This window comes from Cyanobium sp. PCC 7001 (assembly GCF_000155635.1).
Classification (GTDB): domain Bacteria; phylum Cyanobacteriota; class Cyanobacteriia; order PCC-6307; family Cyanobiaceae; genus NIES-981.
This window is the reverse complement of the sequence record NZ_DS990556.1, coordinates 1,381,475-1,397,197: the sequence shown is the minus strand read 5'-3', so window position 1 is coordinate 1,397,197 and position 15,723 is coordinate 1,381,475. Positions and strand designations below refer to the sequence as shown.

The window sequence follows — 15,723 nt, the reverse complement described above, 5'->3', positions numbered from 1 at the left end:
GCGGTTCAGGCTGTGGGCATCGGCAACCTGAGCGTTGCTGCCAGGATCCCACCATTCCCTCTTCGCTCCGCACCCTGTGATCCCTCTGCGCCGTTGTGTCCTGTGCCTGGGCACCCTGATCTGGGCCGGGGTTCTGCCTGGTGTTCCTGGCGGTGTCGCCGCCAGGGCCGATGTGGTGTTCGATGACTGCCATCCCACGGCCGGTGGAGGCGTCAGCTGCGACACCCGCCCCACCGGCGACACGCTGATGGACGATGAGGCTGCCCGCTTCGGACTGTTCGATGCCGCCAGCCCGGGCTGGAGTGAGTTCGAACCCTTCGAGGCCGATGACGACATGTTCGGGGGCAACGGCACCTGAGCCACGGCACGGTCGCCGCCTGTGGATGGTGCTCTGGCTTTTCCAGTGGACGAGGGATTTCCCGTTTCGAGGGTCACCAGGGGCCGATCGCATGGGCTGGGGGCGTGCCGAAGCTGTCAGGCATCTGCTCTGAGCAGAAAAAAGCTGGCCTCGGGATGGGTCGAGAAGGCTTCAATTGCCTCGCGATTGTTCACAGGCAGACCTGCGGTTGTGGCATTGCCGGCATTCCCGATGCCGAGGCAGAACATCTCCAACGCACCGCCGGATTGATGGTGATCTGGCCAAGGTGATCCATCGAAACCGCGGTGGAGCGGCCTACATGCGGCCGGAATCGATACCCTTTTTCACTTCTTCGATCGCCTCGTTGATCAACTGGATGGCCTTGACACGGTGGCCGCCTTTGTCATGGGTGGCCTGCTCCAGACTCTGCTTGGCCTGCTTGAGGTTCACCAATGCCGCCTTCATGTTGGGCTGATTGGCCTGGGCGGGTCGTGCCACCATCACACCCGCCGTGGAGGTGATGGTTGCGGCCATGAGGGTGACGATCGCGATCGGTTTCATGCTGTCTGTGCCTCGTTGACAACCAGGACTTTGAAGTTTGTCTCCGCAACGCTAGCAGGATTCAGCGATGGCACTCTTGCCCCTCGGCGGACCGTTTCATCCCGGAGAACGCAGGTAGAACACGAACTCAGGCCTCACCACCAGCCCACCGGCTGCTCTACACGGCTCTCCTCTGCCCAGATCTCCGGCAGTTGCGGCGATCAGCTTCCTGTCGTGATGAATGTCGGAGTCACCAGGCGACTCGATCACTGGCCAGCCAGTGGGCCAACGGTGCTCCCGCTCAGGCAGCGGCAACCCCGAACCCCGCGCCGTTTGGGGATGGCTCGTTGACCGTGGGGGATGGGACCGTGACCTGCCCCAACTGGCCGACACCACCATCCCCCTGCCGCTCAGTGGTCGCCTGACAGAGAGTCAGGCCGCCGCGAGGGTGGGGTAATCGGTGTACCCCACAGGGCCCGGGCTGTAGAACGTGGCCGGATCGGCGGCATTCAGCACGGCGCCGCGGCGGATGCGCTCCCGGGCCGTCGTGAGCACATCGCCGTGCATCAGGTGCAGGTAGGCCAGCGGCAGGTCATTGAGCTGCTGAACCAGCCAGGTGATCACACCGATCGGATCGCTGTCGGCGCTGTCGTTGAAGCTGTTGAGGGGGGAGAGGCGCAGCCCCACGAGCAGCAGCCGTGCGCGGTGGTGGAGCGGCCCGCCGTAGGGGTCGCTGCGGTGGTTCGTGCTGTCGCGCAGGACCTGATCCACCTGGTAGCCGTTGGCGCCGTGCACCTCCACACCGTCGAAGCCGGCGGCCATGGCGTTGCGGGCCTGCCGGCCGCCGTTCTGTTGGTGGTCTTCCTGCCCTCACAAATGCGTACCACCGGGGAAACGATCGGGGCCTCCGGATCTCAGGCCGGCGTGGCCACCTCGGCGCCGGCTCGTTGGTGCGCACCACTGCCGAACTGGTGGTGGGGCTGCTGCCGGAGTGGCGGTTCAGTCGGGAGCTCGATCCTTCCACCGGCCACCGCGAACTCAAGATCAGTCCTCAGCATCCGCAGGAACGGGCGGCAGCCGCCGCTCCACCAGCAGAAACACCAACCAGGCCAGCCCGGCACTGATGCCGCCGGTCCAGTGGTTGCGCAGCAGCTCCACGACCGACACCGTGCTGGCGCCAATGCGCAGGCCGCGCAGCAGAAAGCGGCCGAACGTCTCCAGCCGGGATGTGGGGGGCCTGGTCATCAGCGGCTCTTCAGGCAGAGGGCGCCGGAGCGGAACGTGGGCGGCATTGTGAGCCATCAACCCACCAGCCTGCACGGAAGGGAGCTGCTGGCTGTCATGAGATCGGTCTGGCCGCGGCGGTCTGGCTGGGTTCGTGCCAGAGCACGCCTTCGCGGTGGATCCAGGGGCACTGGCAGGGCACGGGTCAGGGGGCCGCGGCGCAGAAGCCTGTCGGTGTTCCGGAGATGACAGCGAATCCGATCACCTCGATGAAGGCAGGTCACAATGGGGCCATGACCATCGCACTGACTCCACAGCAACGTGAGGCCATCACAGAGGCATGCCGTCGCCATCATGTGGCGCGGCTGCATGCCTTCGGTTCTGTTGTGGGCTCCCAGTACCAACCAGGCGTGAGTGATATCGACCTGCTGGTGGAATTCCCGCCCTGTGATGCGGGAGCTCTCTACAAAGCCTACTTCAGTTTGCTGAATGAGCTTCGCCAGCAACTCCCAGCCCCGGTTGACCTTGTGATGGAAGACGCGGTTCGCAATCCCTACATCAAGGCTTCGATCGAAGCTGGCAAGTAGAGGCTCTATGCAGCGTGATCCAACTATGGTCAAAGCCGCCTGATCCGCTCGGCAGTGGAGCGGGAATTCATCATCATTGGAAAGGCGCTTAAGGTGATCTCCCGCAGGTTGCCAGATCTGTTCGCCTCCATACCGGAAGGGAGACAGATCATCGACTTTCGCAATCTGTTGACCCATGAATATCTGAACGTGAGTGATCGCCTTGTGTGGGGTTCGATTCAGGTTGATCTGCCTACTCTCAAGGCCCATTGCCGTGTGCTGCTGCAGGACCTGAACCCTTGCTGACGCCCCTCCTTCAAACCGCCATGGCCATGGGGGGCATCCGCGCCGCTGGGATTGGCCATTCCAGCCGCCAACGGATCGCCATCGGCCTCTCCCCCTCGTGGCTTTCGTCGGTGGCAAAGCCCAGGCACCGAAACAGCTCGGTGACACCGCCCTGCTTACGGTGTTCCCGCACGTAGCCGCAAGGTTTCTGCGCAGCAGTAGGCCGCTTCGATCTCGGCGCGGCTGTAGCGGCCCTGGACGCTCAGGGGCACCGGCAGGGCCCAGGGCACCGTGGCCTGTTCTTGGAAGCCTCGCGATGATGAGGCCCATGACCACCACGCCGACACCTCTGGCTCGTGGCGACGCGCTGGGATTCCGATGCCGACGTCCTGGTGGTGATGCCCTTCCAGGGTCGCCACCTGGCCACGATCCGTGAGATCTGCTGACTCTGCCAGGTGCGATTCCCCCTGGATCTCCTGGTCCGGCGGCCAGAGGAGATAGAAGTCCGCTATCGGGGTGGCGATCCGAGCGTGCGCGAGGCGAGTGACCATGGTGAGGTGCTCCATGGATGAACCCTGGTCGGCCGTTCCGGAGTGAGTGCCTAGGCGGAAGGTGATCTTTTTGCAGAATCACCTCATTCCAAGCTCTTGATCATTTGCCGAACCCAGTTGCTGAAGGCCTGGCGCCCAAGCGCTCCGGAGGCCACAGCCAGAATGGTGGCTTCCGCTGCTTCCGTCGAAGCGGTCAGTTCATACCCGTTCAGCATCAGCATGACTTCCATGGCGGCATGACCGATGCGTTTGTTGCCATCCAAAAAGGGATGGTTCCTGATCAGAGAAAACCCAAGGGCTGCTGCCTTATCGACGAGAGTGGGATAGAGATCAGTACCCGAGAATGTCTGGCGGGGCTGCGAGAGTGACGCCTCCAATAGGCCAAGGTCCCGCAATCCGGGCAATCCACCAGAGGTGGCGATCAGACGGCGATGCAGCTCCAGAACCTCGCTGAGGCTGAGAAAGCGGATCAAGCCAGGCGCCGGTAGAGCTCCTCATTCTTTGCCAGCACTTGGGAGGCGGCGACTTCAAAGTCGGCGGAGGGCCTGCTCAACAGATCGCGAACGGCGGCTGCCGCCAGGTCCTGCTGGGCCACATTGAGCCGTACAGCCACCTCGGCGAGGGCACGGGATTGCTCTTCATTGAGATTGATGGCGAGGGCCATGTCACTCCTCCAAGACTCTCACTTTAGGAGGGGTTGATGGGGGTTGCCCCCTCAAACCGCCAACGCCATGGCCGGCATCCACGCCGCCGGTATCGCCCGCTCCAACCGCCACCGAATCGCCATCGGCCTCTCCCCTTCGTGGCTCTCATACCGGGCAAACCCCAGACACCGAAACGGCTCGGTGACACCGCCCTGCCTGCGGTGTTCGCGCACAAACAGCAGCACCCTCGAGCCCCGCTCCTCGTGGTGGACATAGCGCTGACCGGTGGGGGAGGCGGCGGTGGTGGTGCTCTGGCTCTCCCAGTGGAACAGGGACGGGCCCAGGGCCAGGTCGCGGTAGCGGGTCGAGGGGGAGAAGAGGGCTTCGCTCTTGTTGAGGGTCACGAACAGCAGGTCGGTCTGGCTGGGTTCGTGCCAGAGCACGCCTTCGCGGTGGATCCAGGGGGCGTCGTCGTGGAGGATGCCGAACGCCGCTTCGATTTCGGCGCGGGTATAGCGGCCATGCACGCGCAACGGCGCCGGCAACGCCCAGGGCAACGGGTAGAGCCGGTGATCCGCCTGCTCGGCCAGCAGCTCCAGCAGCTGGACCAGCTCCACTCGCCAGGCACCCATCTGCCAGAGCACCGCCAGGGCTTCGGCCAGGGGCGTCCAGCGCTTGCCGGTGCCGAACAGTTGGGCGGTGAGCATCAGCCACTGGCGCTGCTCGCGATCGCCCAGACCGGTGACATCAGGAGGTGCGTCGGCCTGCAGCTGGGCAGCCAGCCAATGCAGGCGATCGGGGTCGTCCAGATGGAGCAGGCCGGCGCCGATGGCACGCGTGAGCCGCTCCTCCTCCGCGTGAGGCCCGACGCTGAGCCATCCCAGCTCGCGCCGCAGCGCGGTGAAGCTCACAGGAAACCGGGCGGTGGATATCCCGTAAAACTCCGCCGGCTCCATGCCCAGCGCGTCGAGCCAGTCGGCCAGGCCGGAGGCGGGGCCGATCACTCCCTCGGCCGCCAGGGCGCGCAGCTCCTCGATCAGTTGTGGTCGGCGGCTGGGCAGGCTCTGGCGCAGGTTGTCGAGCACCCGCTGAGACGCCACCCGGTCGAGCACCAGCCGGCAGCCGGGCGGCAGGAAGGGAAAGCCCTGTTCCAGCTGGGTTTCCAGCTGACGGCGGCTGCCTCCCAGCAGGGCGCGGTAGCGCAGATCGAAGCGGAAACGGCGGTGCTGCTGGCCAATGAAATCGAGCACGGTGAGGCAGCTCTTGCCGGTTTCGGGGGAGAGGCGCAGGCCCCGGCCCAGCTGCTGCAGAAACACCACGGCGCTCTCGGTGGGTCGCAGCAGCAGCACGGTGTCGATCGCGGGAATGTCGAGCCCCTCGTTGAAGAGGTCGACGGCGAAGAGGATCTGCAGCTCTCCGTTCTGGAGGCGGCGCAGGGCATCACGACGCACATCGGCGGGGCTGCTGGCATCGAGGGCTTCGGCATTGAGGCCGCGGGCGCGGAAGCGCTCGGCCATGAAGTGGGCGTGCTCCACGCTCACGCAGAAGCCCAGGGCCCGCATGCGGGATGGATCGGCAAGCTTCTTGTCGAGCTCGCTGAGGATCAGATCCACGCGGCGGTGGTCGCCGGTGTAGAGGGTGCTGAGCTCGGCCGGTACGTAGCCGCCGCGGCGCCATTCCAGGGCGGAGAGGTCGGTGGCGTCGGCTACGGCGAAGTAGTGGAAGGGGCTGAGCAGGCCCTGATCGAGGGCACTCCAGAGGCGCAGCTCGGCGGCGATGCGGCCGCCAAACCAGTGGAGGATGTCGAGCCCGTCGGCGCGCTCGGGGGTGGCGGTGAGGCCGAGCAGGAGTTTGGGGGTGATGTGGTCGAGCCAGCGCAGGTAGCTGGCTGCAGCGGCGTGGTGGAACTCATCCACGATCACCACGTCGAAGCGATCGGCGGGAATCTCAGCCGTGTCCTGCTGGCTGAGCGACTGCACGGAGGCGAACACATGGCGCCACTGGCTGGGCCGCTCGCCATCCACCCAGAGTTCGCCGAAAGAGGGATCGCGCAGCACCTGGCGAAAGGTGGCCAGGGCCTGCTGCAGGATTTCCTTGCGGTGGGCGATCAGCAGCAATGGCGGCGGATCGGGCGAGGGGAACCGCTCGGGAAAGTCGGCATGGAGCCGGGCCACATCGAAGGCGGCGAGGACGGTTTTGCCGGTGCCGGTGGCCGCCACCACGAGGTTGTGCCAGCGGTGGTGAAGCGAGCGTTCTGCCGCCAGCTGATCGAGCATCTCGCGCTGGTAGGCGTAGGGCCGCAGGTCGAACCACACCGGTGCGGCGGATCCAATAGCGGAGTCGTCGCCACGGGCCAGGGCCAGCTGATGGTCGATGCGGGCCTGCTGCTCGGCAGTGGCGCCGTAGGGCTCGAACTCACCCTCCTCCCAGTAGGCCTCGAACGTGTCTTGAAACTTGCGCAGCATCGCCGGCGTTTCCAGGGCTGCCAGGCGCACGTTCCATTCCACGCCATCCACCAGGGCGGCATGGGAGAGATTGGAGGAGCCGATGTAGGCGGTGCTGGTGCCGCTGGCGCGGTGAAACAGCCAGGCCTTTGCGTGCAGACGGGTGCGGCGCGTGTCGGTGCTGACGCGCACCTGGGCCCCGCGGGCCACCAGCCAGTCGAGCGCCTTGCGATCGGTGGCGCCCATGTACACGGTGGTGAGTACGCGCAGGGGGCGGCCGGCGTTGAGGTGGGCGCTCAGCTGCTCCTGCAGCAGCCGCAGGCCGCTCCACTTGATGAAGGCGCAGAGCAGGTCGATCCGATCAGCTGAAGGACACTCCGCTTGCAAAGCCAGGCCCACGCTGGGCTCGCTGGGAGCGTTAATCAGCAGGGTGCCATCGGCCAGGGGGATCAGGGGCCGGGTGATGGGGGCCTGGCCTGGGAGCAAGGGAGCATCGCGCAGCTCTCGCAGCAGCCGAGCGCTGGGGTGCAGCTGGTCGCCGGGGTGGACGGCGGCGGGTACCTTCTGGTGCAGCAGGGCCACGATCTGGTTCACCAGCGCCAGCTGCTGTTGCTGCCGCTGGGCTTCTGGTAACGAGGCCAGGGCTGCTTCGCTCAGCTCGCGCAGGTAGCGGGCCAGGCGTTGGGGGGCTTCGGCGGGGTCGAGTGGATCAAGGTGGTGCAGGCCCGCCGGTCCGCAAGCGAGGGCCTGGTGGATGGCTTCGCTGAAGGGGTGGTCGAAGAGGCCTGCAGGTAGCGCCTGGTCGGACATGAGTGGGTAGGCCTGTTACCGAAGGCCCTGCAGCCCAGTGGCGGGCAAAAGCCAGAACTGGGAATTTTATGCGGGTCCGCATAAACTGACCCAAGCCTGAAAGGACAGGGCCAGATGGGGTAGCTGGAAAGGGGGTCTGCTGTTGCCAGGCTGATGAGATTCGCCGCTTGCGCGGACGGGTCGAGGGCGTTTAGAGATTTAGGCGGATCCGCCCAATAACAATTTGGGCGTGCGACAATTATCCACACAATGCAGCGCTAAGCTGCACCTGTGACCAATTCAAATGGCAGTTCAGACTCCTCACCTTCTGAAGGCTGCGTCAAATGTACGACGCATGGAGCAAAATCTTGCGGGAATCCTTGACGATAACGGGCGCTCTGCTATTGCCCAAGAGGTTGGTAGAAATGCACTTGGCCTGCTCCGGCTATCGAATGAACACTATGCCTTCGCTAATGACTTAAGTCGTAGCCACTGGAGGCAGAAAATGTCAAGTCTATATTATGCTGCTTTTCACGCTCGACGAGCAATCCACTTGTTCGTTGAAGGCTCATACTCCACAGATGTAAGTGATCATAAGAATGTCGGAAGCTTTCCTGATGATTTTCCAAATCGAGATACTTACAAAACTCGGCTTGTCGATCTTCGATCAGATCGCAATCTTGCGGACTATGACCATGAAGCGACAGAGCTAGATCTCTTGATACCTGTTGTAGATGCGGTGCGTCTCGTGCATCAGCTTTTGGACGAAGCCAAGCACTACTTGTCCGCCAGAGGTCTTGCCTAAGCCATGAATTACCCTATTGAGTCAACCAATGAGTTTCTAAAAGAGTTTGAAAAACAATCCGGTCTAGCGAATGCTCCATATGAGATCCTAGAGCGAGCTGACGGGCCTTACCTGGTAATCTATGTTGTGCATCCTACAGAGCGAGTATTTAGTGCACTACAAGCAACCTACAAAAAATTGCCTCAAGGTGAGATATTTGAGAATAGAGCAACGATTAAGCGATTGAAGCCCACGCCTGGGGATCGCCTCGTGCTCCCTGAGTCACGACTTCTTCGGTCTAAGCTGGCTGAAAGTCTAACTGTTGACAGATATAGCTTTGAGGCTGGAGACTTCATCGACAGATACATACGCTCGGTCTTTGGCTTGGAAGAGCAAGTCACTGCGAATGGTAATCATGCACTATTTGGCCGAAGGGGTTCAGGCAAGAGCAGCTTGCTCGCCTATGCAATGTATCAGCGGACATTAGAAAAACGACCTTATGCTTGGCTTGCGATGCAAGCTTACGCAGGCAGAAATGACATACCTGTTATAATTGATACGTTCGTCGAAATACTACGTCAACTCAAGGGTTTTCACCGTCAGGTGTAGAACTGGATATTCTTCTTGAACGGCTTGATAACTTAGGGAATTCAAAGAAGATATCAGAACACGCCCTCGACGTACTTCTGCCTAAGATTCGGCGGGCTATTGAACCGATTAGTGATAAATATGGAAGCGTTACGGTTTTCCTTGATGATCTTCATGTCATCCACAGGACTCTCCAGCCGTTGCTTCTGTCAAAAATCTATTCCATAGCACGTGGAAATCGAATTTACATTAAACTTTCTGGAATTGAACAGTTTACGCATTTATGGGACCCTGATTCACGGCAAGGACTTGAGCCACCGCATGACATTCAAGTGCTCAGACTTGACTATAATCTAACTATGCCTGAGAAGTCACTGGAGCACATTCAAAGCATTTTGGATGCCTATGCGTTGTACTCAGCATTACCCGACATCAGTTTTCTTTGCGGCCCTGGCGTGCTTGGTCGTCTAGTATGGGTTGCTGCAGGAGTACCTAGAGATGCACTAAATCTTTTCTCCCAAGCCATGACACGTGCAACTGTCAAGGGTCAAAAGAAGGTGTCAATCACTAGCGTCAATGCAGCGGCATCTGAAATGGCAGAGGATAAGTTGCGTCACCTTGAGACAGATGCCTCTATAGACGTCAGTGGCATAAAGACTGTGTTGGCCAAGGTGCGCAACTTTTGTGTCAGAGAACATAAGACTAACGCGTTCCTAGTTGAAATAAGAAATGATAACGCTGAGTACTTGATGATTGAAAAGCTAGTTGCCCTACGCCTTCTTCATGTTCTCCACGAAGGTATTACACCACGCGAGGCCGGGAGGCGCTACAAGGGCTTGATGCTTGACTACGGCTTTTATGTGGGAATCCGAGCGGCTAAAAGTGTTGAACTCTTCAAGAAAATTCCTGAACCATTGACTGCTCAAGAACTCCGTGGGTTACCTGCTTTCCCTCTTGCGTGATAACTGCTAGCCAGGGACGCCCAACAAGCCCCTCGAGTGTACAGGCCTCCATCTACTCTCTGCTTCGCGAGCCAGGTTTCCTGCCTGCTACTCAGGGGCAGCGTTAGTACAGCAGTTGATTCCCCTCGAATCGGGCCTGCAGCAACTCCAGGCGATTCATAAGCTTCTCAAGCTTCTTCTCTTTCTGCTTACGCGTGCTGGGAGGCCCGTCAAAGTAACTCATCTCATTCCGCAGGAGATAGTCGATAAAGTCTTTCGGCTCACAGGGCTTGGCACCGATCCACTTGTGGAAGTTTTGATGGATACTTTGGCTAATCACAATGAGGTTGTCTTCGTAGGCAGCCAGATCTGGCCTAGAGCTCGCATCAAAGAGGTGATGGGCTTCCAACTCGATTGGCTGTTTATCTGATGGTGATGGCCTGCAGCCCGATACTGCACAACCAGAGCCACCCTTGCGCAATGCCCTCTGGCGAACACGATCTTTGGTTGCCTTCACCCTTGATTCATGGCTCTCGAGCAGCTTTCGCTGGGATTCAAAGCAGTCTTCAGCAACATCCGCGACTGCTTTTACCCAGGCTTTCCGTGCCTTCGTGATTCGCCCCTTTTCATTCATCGTCTTCGCTAGCCGCACGATACCGCGTTGGCTCCAATGGCGCTGGTCTTTCCCTTCAAAGTCATCAAAGTGAATGCCAATCTCAAGGCCCTCTGCACCCTCTAGGCCAGCACTCTCCTCTTGGATCCTGCGGATGGTTCCTGCCATTCCTTTACCATTCGTCCCCAACACACTCACAACTGAGCGCTGTTGTAGAAAGATCAGATTTCCTCGAATCTCAATGGCACTTCGATCTTGCGTAACTTGTATGATTCGCCGCTTGACGAGTGTTCGCGTCACGCGGGCTCGATGGTGGGTGAAGAACTCTCGGATCTTGGCAAGAATACTTCCGCCCTCTGTCTCTTCAAGATATTTGGCAATCGCCATCACGCCCTCTTCGTAAAAGCGACGGCTCTGAGCCTGTCCTGGCTCGTACTCGAAGAACTCGCCTTCGACCAATTCCCACTCATCGTCTGTATCGCCATCGAAAAACTGGCAAATGCTCTCCAGCTTTTTGGCGCTAATGCCAAGAATCTTGGCAGTCTCCTGAAACGAGAAAGCATCTCGGAGTTGCTTCGATGTTGCCATCATCCCTCGTTTTAGATAAAGGCAAGCAGTGAATCGCGCATCTTTTGAAGGCGCTCCATGACGCGAGGATCTCCACCGGCATCCGGATGGTGTTCCTTGGCGAGTTTTCGAAAGGCATCCTTGATGTCGTCAGCTGTGGCTGTCTTGGGGTCTAGGGAGAACACATGCCAGGGCCTGAAGTTCTCAAGCACATCAATGCCGTTGATGCAAGTGCTGCCTGATTTCCCGCGTTCGCTCTTCGGCACTCCGACCCACTCACGATAGAGCTTGAGCCAATCCGCTTTGGTCTTCAGGTTGAACTCTCGGCCTGCCATGGCGAGATTGAATTCATTGGACTTGCGCAGTTCGGTGGCATTCTTGCATCCGAATACCTTGCACACAGCTTCCTTCAGCTGTGTCACTGTTAAGACGGGCTCGGGAAACGGTTTCCCGTGGATAAATTCGGCAAATGCAAGAAGAACTTCTGCATTTGGTGTGCCGTTTTCAAGAATCTCTTCAATCCGTCTTTCAACGGTTGCGCGATCCAGTTTGATGCGTTTTGGCGACCGGGTTGCCACGGGTCAGTTCACGCTGGTCTCTTGATAGCTGCCAGAGCGAGCATGTGGGGAAACTTGTCACCAGTCTTTGCCTCCCTGCTCTGGGCCTGCGCACTGACTCCCCTCCATCATGTCGAAGCAGCACTTCATGGAGTTCTTGGGCTGCAGAAGCGCCCTATGACTTATGGACACGGATAAGTCAGAACTCTTCCACTCCGCCGGCTACCTGCTTCAGCCACCCGTTCAACTCCGGATCGCAGGCAAACACCCAGCACGCCTTCGTGCCCCGGCTCATCAGCGTCCGGTACGTATTGCGGATGATCGCGTCCGCCTTCAGCCGGATCGCCTGGGGGTCGCGCTTCAGGCCCACCTTGTACCCCTTCAGCGACTGATCCGTGCGCGCCCTTGCCGCCGGCACCGTCACCACCTGCCCATCCCGGAAGGCCAGATCCGGCCCGATGATCACGCCGATCGTTTCCAGCTCCAGGCCCTGGCAGGTGTGGATGCAGCCCACCTCCTCCACCGTGCCCGGCTTCATGATCCACACGCTGCCGTCCTTGCTGAGGTTCCAGCGGGCCCGGTAGCCCCAGGGCTCGATCGTGATGTCCCAGGCGTTGGGATGGTATTTGGACGCCCAGTTCCAGCAGTAGCCCGCCACCATCCGCGCCTGGTTGCTGTGGTTGGCCTGGCGGATCGCCTCGTGCAGCGCCACCGGATCGTCGAACACGCGGACGTCGTAGCTGCCCGGATCGAGCCGCTCATTCGACGTGGGGCGGATGCCCAGGGTCTGATCGAGCCAGGCCAGGTAGCCATCGGAGCCGCTGCAGCGGAACTGCGCCGGCAGCTCGGCCCGTTGCAGTTCCGCCTCGTGGAACTGGCTCCATGTCTCGATCTCGGCCGTGCTGCCGATGTCATCGAAGGTGACGCGCTGATCCTCATCCAGGAAGAACACCGCCAGCTTGCTGGCGTGGATGATCTCCTTGACCTGATTCTCCCCCTCCTTGTCGTAGATGGTCTTGGTCATCAGCCGGTGGCTCTCGTCCACGATCAGGGCGTCGTAGAAGCCTTCCGGGCAGCCCACGAAGCATGCCGAGCCGCAGAAGAGGTTGTCGTACTCGCCCTTCTGCAGGGAACCGGTGAGCTTGGCCCGGTACACCGCCCGTGGTGCTGCGTTCTTGCTCACGTAACGCGCGTTCAGGCCCAACCCCAGGAGCCTGGCCAGCAGGTTCACCGCCACCACCGACTTGCCGGTACCGGGCCCGCCCTGCACCAGCAGCACCGTGTGGCGCCCCTCACGGATCCGCCGCGCCAGGGCCAGGGCCTGCTCAAACACCACCTTCTGCTCGTCGATCAGCACGAACGCGGTGTTGCCCTTGAGCATCCGCTCCACCGCATCGGCCAGCTGCTGGCTGGGTTTGGCCTTGCCATCGCGGATCCGCTCGATCGTGCGGCCCCGGTCGCCCACCTCCAGGCAGCGGCGCAGGAAGGCCGCCATGGCGGCGTTGTCGTGGCGCAGGAACACCGGCGCCTGCGCCAGATAGGGCCCGTAGCGCGCGTCGCTGATACCGCTGCCATCGGTGCAGTTGTGCAGGTAGGCGCAGGGCTGCAGCGCGATCCCGTGCTCCATTACCGCCGTGTTGAAGTCCCGCAGCAGCGCCCCGTAGCTGATCGCCTGGTACGAGGGGTGCGTGGTCTCGCGCGGCCCCTTGCCCAGGAACGTGCGCACCACCCCATCCAGTTCGGTGGGCTCCACCGTTTCCCACTGCTTCAGTTCCACGATCACAGCCGCCGGTGCGCCGTTGGCGTTGCGGCCGGACAGCAGCAGATCGATCCGCTTGGCGGTGTTGTGAATTTTGTACTCGATCGCGACGCCCAGCTCGGGTGGGATCTCCTTGAACTGCAGCACGTTGCCCACGCATTGGAGTGAGTTCTGCCAGGCACGGAATTCGGTGGCGGCCACCTTGTGGCCCGTGATGGCGATGTAGCGCTCGCGCACCTCCTCCTCGATGCGCTGCTCGCGCACGTGCTGGAGGAACACCTCCCGGGTGGCGAGGTAGATGATCACGGCGGCAGTGGGGCGGACCGGGGGCGCCTGGGGGGATTCTGGCGAGGGGTGACGGGGGTGGCACTGGTGGAGGAGAAGCCCTGCGGCGATCCCCCGGCCTACGAATGCTCCCCCATGCAGACCACGCGGTTGTCGACAAGGCCAAGATCTGCGACTACCTGCTCTCGAGCGTGCATCCAGTCGCAAGGTTCAAGGCCAGGGTGTTCCTCTCCCTCGGCTACACCATCGAAGCCTGGACAAGACTTCGTGACGACCTGCTTCACCACGGGCGGACCGGAGTGGTTGCGCAGACCCTGAGAAGCATCTACGGGATGAGGGTTGTGATCAGTGCTAAGTTGATAGGCCCTAATGGAACTTCGAGGCAGTTCAGAACAGTCTGGCTGATTGCGGATCACTCCAATCAGCCAAGGCTCATCACCGCATTTCCGGAGTAAGTCATGTTTGCCTTGCACCAGACAGTCGCTCTCACCCAGGACATTTCCGAGGCTGGCCTTCAGTCGGGCGATCTTGGGGCTGTCGTTGCTATTCACGATCCTGAAACTTATGAAGTTGAGTTTGTCGCCGCTTCAGGACGCATGCAATCTCTCCTGACGCTTTCATCAGCCAGCCTTCGAGCGATCGGTGATCAGGATCTGATCGCTGTGCGTTCATTGGCTGCCTACGTTGAATCACCTCCAAGGGGTTGAGACTGTGCGCACCTTCTCCGCTGTGATCGAGCGCTGTCCCGACACGGGGCTGCTCGTGGGGTGCGTTCCTGGCTTCCCCGGCGCCCGCAGCCTGGGGCAGACCCTTGATGAACTGCAGTTCAACCTCCAGGAGATGATCGCCATGCTGCTGGAGGCCTGGTGATGGCTCGCATGACTGATCCCGGCGGCCTGCTTCGGCCTCACCCTGACGCCCTTCAACGCCGATGATCCACACGTTGCCGGCTTTCGCCGTGCTCGCGAGTGCCAGGGGCCCCAGCGGCGGCGTGGGGCCGGTGGGAGCGGTAGGTGGGGAAGCGGCTGTTGAGCGAGGCCGAGGCCGGACTGAGCACCAGCTGCCAGAGCTGACCCTGGCCTGAGCGGAAGAAGGCGGCACAGCACAGGAGGTAGTAGCGCCAGAAGCGGGGAAACTGCTCCACGGGGCAGGGGAGCCGATCCGCGTCGATCCCGGCTTTCAGCGTTGGCCAGGCTTCGGCAAAGTTGGCGTTCCAGCGCATCAAGGTGCGGTCGTAGTCGTGGCCGAAGTTGTGCCAGTCCTGCAGCAGGAAGTGTTCTTCGAAGGCGCTGGCCAGGTCCACCGAAGACGGCAACTGACCATGGGGAAACACGTGGGCATTGATCCAGGGGTCCGTGAATCCACTGCCGCCGCGCGAGCCGATGGTCTGCAGCAGCGCCAGACCCTGATCGCTCAGGGCCTCGCTCACACAGCGGAAAAAACCTCGGCCATTTCTGCGTCCCACATGCTCATACATGCCGACGGACACCACACGGTCAACCCGCCCGAGCTCCAGCGTTGGCAGGTGGCGGTAGTCACAGAGCTCGAAACGCAGACGACGCTCCTGCCAGTGCTCACGCGCAAAGACCAGCTGCTCGGAGGAGAGGGTGATGCCGACCACTTCCACGCCGTAGTGGCGTGCGGCAAAGGCCGCCAGCCCGCCCCAGCCGCAGCCGATGTCGAGCAGCCTCTGGCCGGGGCTGAGGTCAAGCTTGTCGCAGATCATCCGCAGCTTGTCGTCCTGGGCGGCCTCCAGGCTTTGGGCAAACTCCCAGTAGCCACAGCTGTACTGCAGCCATGGATCGAGCATGGCCTGGTACACCGCACTGGGGATGTCGTAGTGCTGGCGGGCGACCCGGGTGGACCGCTGGATCGACTGCAGGTTCAGGACCGCACCGACCAGCCGGTCCCAGAACCTCGGTCCCTGGCCACCATGGCTGTAGCGGCGATCGGCGCCAAGGAGGATCAGCCGGGTGAAGAATTCATCGAGGGCCTCACAATCCCAGGCGCCCTCCACATAGGCATCACCGAGAACCCGTGATCCCCCGGCCAGAACCTCCGCCAGCACACCGGGGCGGTGCAGCTGGATGTCCCAGGGGCGGGAGCCTCCGATTGCAATGTCAGCCTGCTGCAGCAACGCGTGGATCGGGCCGGCGCCATCACGTGCGGACTGCATGGGAAGTGATCGGTGCGACACCTCACGAGCACCCTAAGTGTGTCGTTTCAGG

The 15,723-nt window shown here is 61.2% G+C and carries 18 protein-coding genes and 1 pseudogene; 8 read left to right on the top strand and 11 right to left on the bottom strand.

Annotated features, from left to right (window positions below; genetic code table 11):
- The first annotated feature begins 76 nt into the window (after positions 1-76).
- Entirely contained in the window at positions 77-358 is a 282-nt protein-coding gene (locus CPCC7001_RS06895) for a hypothetical protein (RefSeq protein WP_006911438.1), read from the top strand.
- Between the two features lie 315 nt (positions 359-673).
- Here the strand turns inward: CPCC7001_RS06895 and CPCC7001_RS06890 are convergent, their stop codons facing one another.
- The 3 genes and pseudogenes from CPCC7001_RS06890 to CPCC7001_RS06880 all read right to left on the bottom strand — a co-directional run bounded on the left by CPCC7001_RS06890 (position 674) and on the right by CPCC7001_RS06880 (position 2,143).
- Complete coding sequence (locus CPCC7001_RS06890) at positions 674-919, bottom strand: hypothetical protein (RefSeq protein WP_006910254.1); 246 nt, start codon at positions 917-919, stop codon at positions 674-676.
- A gap of 411 nt (positions 920-1,330) precedes the next feature.
- A pseudogene (locus CPCC7001_RS06885) lies at positions 1,331-1,747 on the bottom strand (alkene reductase); the annotation flags it as partial.
- A gap of 195 nt (positions 1,748-1,942) precedes the next feature.
- A complete protein-coding gene (locus tag CPCC7001_RS06880; protein WP_043368735.1) occupies positions 1,943-2,143 on the bottom strand; it encodes a hypothetical protein in 201 nt (66 codons plus the stop codon).
- A 272-nt stretch (positions 2,144-2,415) separates the two neighbouring features.
- Here CPCC7001_RS06880 and CPCC7001_RS06875 point away from each other — a divergent pair, with 272 nt between their 5' ends.
- Positions 2,416-2,709: a nucleotidyltransferase family protein gene (locus tag CPCC7001_RS06875; protein ID WP_043368733.1), complete on the top strand. Its 294-nt coding sequence runs from the start codon at positions 2,416-2,418 to the stop codon at positions 2,707-2,709.
- Positions 2,710-2,748: 39 nt separating this feature from the next.
- Positions 2,749-2,994: a HepT-like ribonuclease domain-containing protein gene (locus CPCC7001_RS06870; RefSeq protein ID WP_071778285.1), complete on the top strand. Its 246-nt coding sequence runs from the start codon at positions 2,749-2,751 to the stop codon at positions 2,992-2,994.
- A 155-nt stretch (positions 2,995-3,149) separates the two neighbouring features.
- On the opposite strand, the gene CPCC7001_RS06865 is transcribed toward CPCC7001_RS06870, so the two are convergent.
- The 4 genes from CPCC7001_RS06865 to CPCC7001_RS06850 form a co-directional block, all read right to left on the bottom strand.
- Positions 3,150-3,539: a hypothetical protein gene (locus tag CPCC7001_RS06865; RefSeq protein WP_006909543.1), complete on the bottom strand. Its 390-nt coding sequence runs from the start codon at positions 3,537-3,539 to the stop codon at positions 3,150-3,152.
- Between the two features lie 68 nt (positions 3,540-3,607).
- Entirely contained in the window at positions 3,608-3,997 is a 390-nt protein-coding gene (locus tag CPCC7001_RS06860; RefSeq protein WP_006909744.1) for a type II toxin-antitoxin system death-on-curing family toxin, read from the bottom strand.
- Entirely contained in the window at positions 3,994-4,188 is a 195-nt protein-coding gene (locus CPCC7001_RS06855; RefSeq protein WP_006910830.1) for a hypothetical protein, read from the bottom strand. Before CPCC7001_RS06855 ends, CPCC7001_RS06860 begins: the two co-directional genes overlap by 4 nt.
- Positions 4,189-4,239: 51 nt before the next feature.
- On the bottom strand, positions 4,240-7,422 hold the full coding sequence (locus CPCC7001_RS06850) for a DUF3427 domain-containing protein (RefSeq protein WP_006911572.1): 3,183 nt from the start codon (positions 7,420-7,422) through the stop codon (positions 4,240-4,242).
- Positions 7,423-8,209: 787 nt separating this feature from the next.
- Between CPCC7001_RS06850 and CPCC7001_RS15135 the strand changes: the two genes are divergently transcribed.
- Together CPCC7001_RS15135 and CPCC7001_RS15130 are read left to right on the top strand one after the other, a co-directional pair.
- Positions 8,210-8,794 (top strand): hypothetical protein, encoded by a 585-nt coding sequence (locus tag CPCC7001_RS15135; RefSeq protein ID WP_156796720.1) that lies wholly within the window; start codon positions 8,210-8,212, stop codon positions 8,792-8,794.
- Positions 8,795-8,973: 179 nt separating this feature from the next.
- Positions 8,974-9,735: a hypothetical protein gene (locus tag CPCC7001_RS15130; protein WP_156796719.1), complete on the top strand. Its 762-nt coding sequence runs from the start codon at positions 8,974-8,976 to the stop codon at positions 9,733-9,735.
- Between the two features lie 103 nt (positions 9,736-9,838).
- Here the strand turns inward: CPCC7001_RS15130 and CPCC7001_RS15125 are convergent, their stop codons facing one another.
- From CPCC7001_RS15125 to CPCC7001_RS06835, 3 genes are all read right to left on the bottom strand, one after another.
- On the bottom strand, positions 9,839-10,915 hold the full coding sequence (locus CPCC7001_RS15125) for a hypothetical protein (RefSeq protein WP_043369697.1): 1,077 nt from the start codon (positions 10,913-10,915) through the stop codon (positions 9,839-9,841).
- Between the two features lie 11 nt (positions 10,916-10,926).
- Positions 10,927-11,472: a DnaJ domain-containing protein gene (locus tag CPCC7001_RS06840; protein WP_043368731.1), complete on the bottom strand. Its 546-nt coding sequence runs from the start codon at positions 11,470-11,472 to the stop codon at positions 10,927-10,929.
- 178 nt (positions 11,473-11,650) lie between these two features.
- Positions 11,651-13,516 carry a DUF2075 domain-containing protein gene (locus CPCC7001_RS06835; RefSeq protein ID WP_006911658.1) on the bottom strand — a complete coding sequence of 622 codons (1,866 nt, stop codon included), beginning with the start codon at positions 13,514-13,516 and terminating at the stop codon, positions 11,651-11,653.
- 104 nt (positions 13,517-13,620) lie between these two features.
- Here CPCC7001_RS06835 and CPCC7001_RS06830 point away from each other — a divergent pair, with 104 nt between their 5' ends.
- The 3 genes from CPCC7001_RS06830 to CPCC7001_RS14400 are packed head-to-tail and all read left to right on the top strand — an operon-like array spanning position 13,621 to position 14,365.
- Complete coding sequence (locus CPCC7001_RS06830; RefSeq protein ID WP_006911421.1) at positions 13,621-13,950, top strand: DUF6883 domain-containing protein; 330 nt, start codon at positions 13,621-13,623, stop codon at positions 13,948-13,950.
- A 3-nt stretch (positions 13,951-13,953) separates the two neighbouring features.
- Entirely contained in the window at positions 13,954-14,202 is a 249-nt protein-coding gene (locus tag CPCC7001_RS14405; RefSeq protein WP_006911779.1) for a DUF4926 domain-containing protein, read from the top strand.
- Between the two features lie 4 nt (positions 14,203-14,206).
- On the top strand, positions 14,207-14,365 hold the full coding sequence (locus tag CPCC7001_RS14400; protein ID WP_006909741.1) for a type II toxin-antitoxin system HicB family antitoxin: 159 nt from the start codon (positions 14,207-14,209) through the stop codon (positions 14,363-14,365).
- Positions 14,366-14,417: 52 nt separating this feature from the next.
- On the opposite strand, the gene cfa is transcribed toward CPCC7001_RS14400, so the two are convergent.
- A complete protein-coding gene (cfa, locus tag CPCC7001_RS06825; RefSeq protein WP_006909591.1) occupies positions 14,418-15,671 on the bottom strand; it encodes a cyclopropane fatty acyl phospholipid synthase in 1,254 nt (417 codons plus the stop codon).
- Between the last annotated feature and the right edge of the window lie 52 nt (positions 15,672-15,723).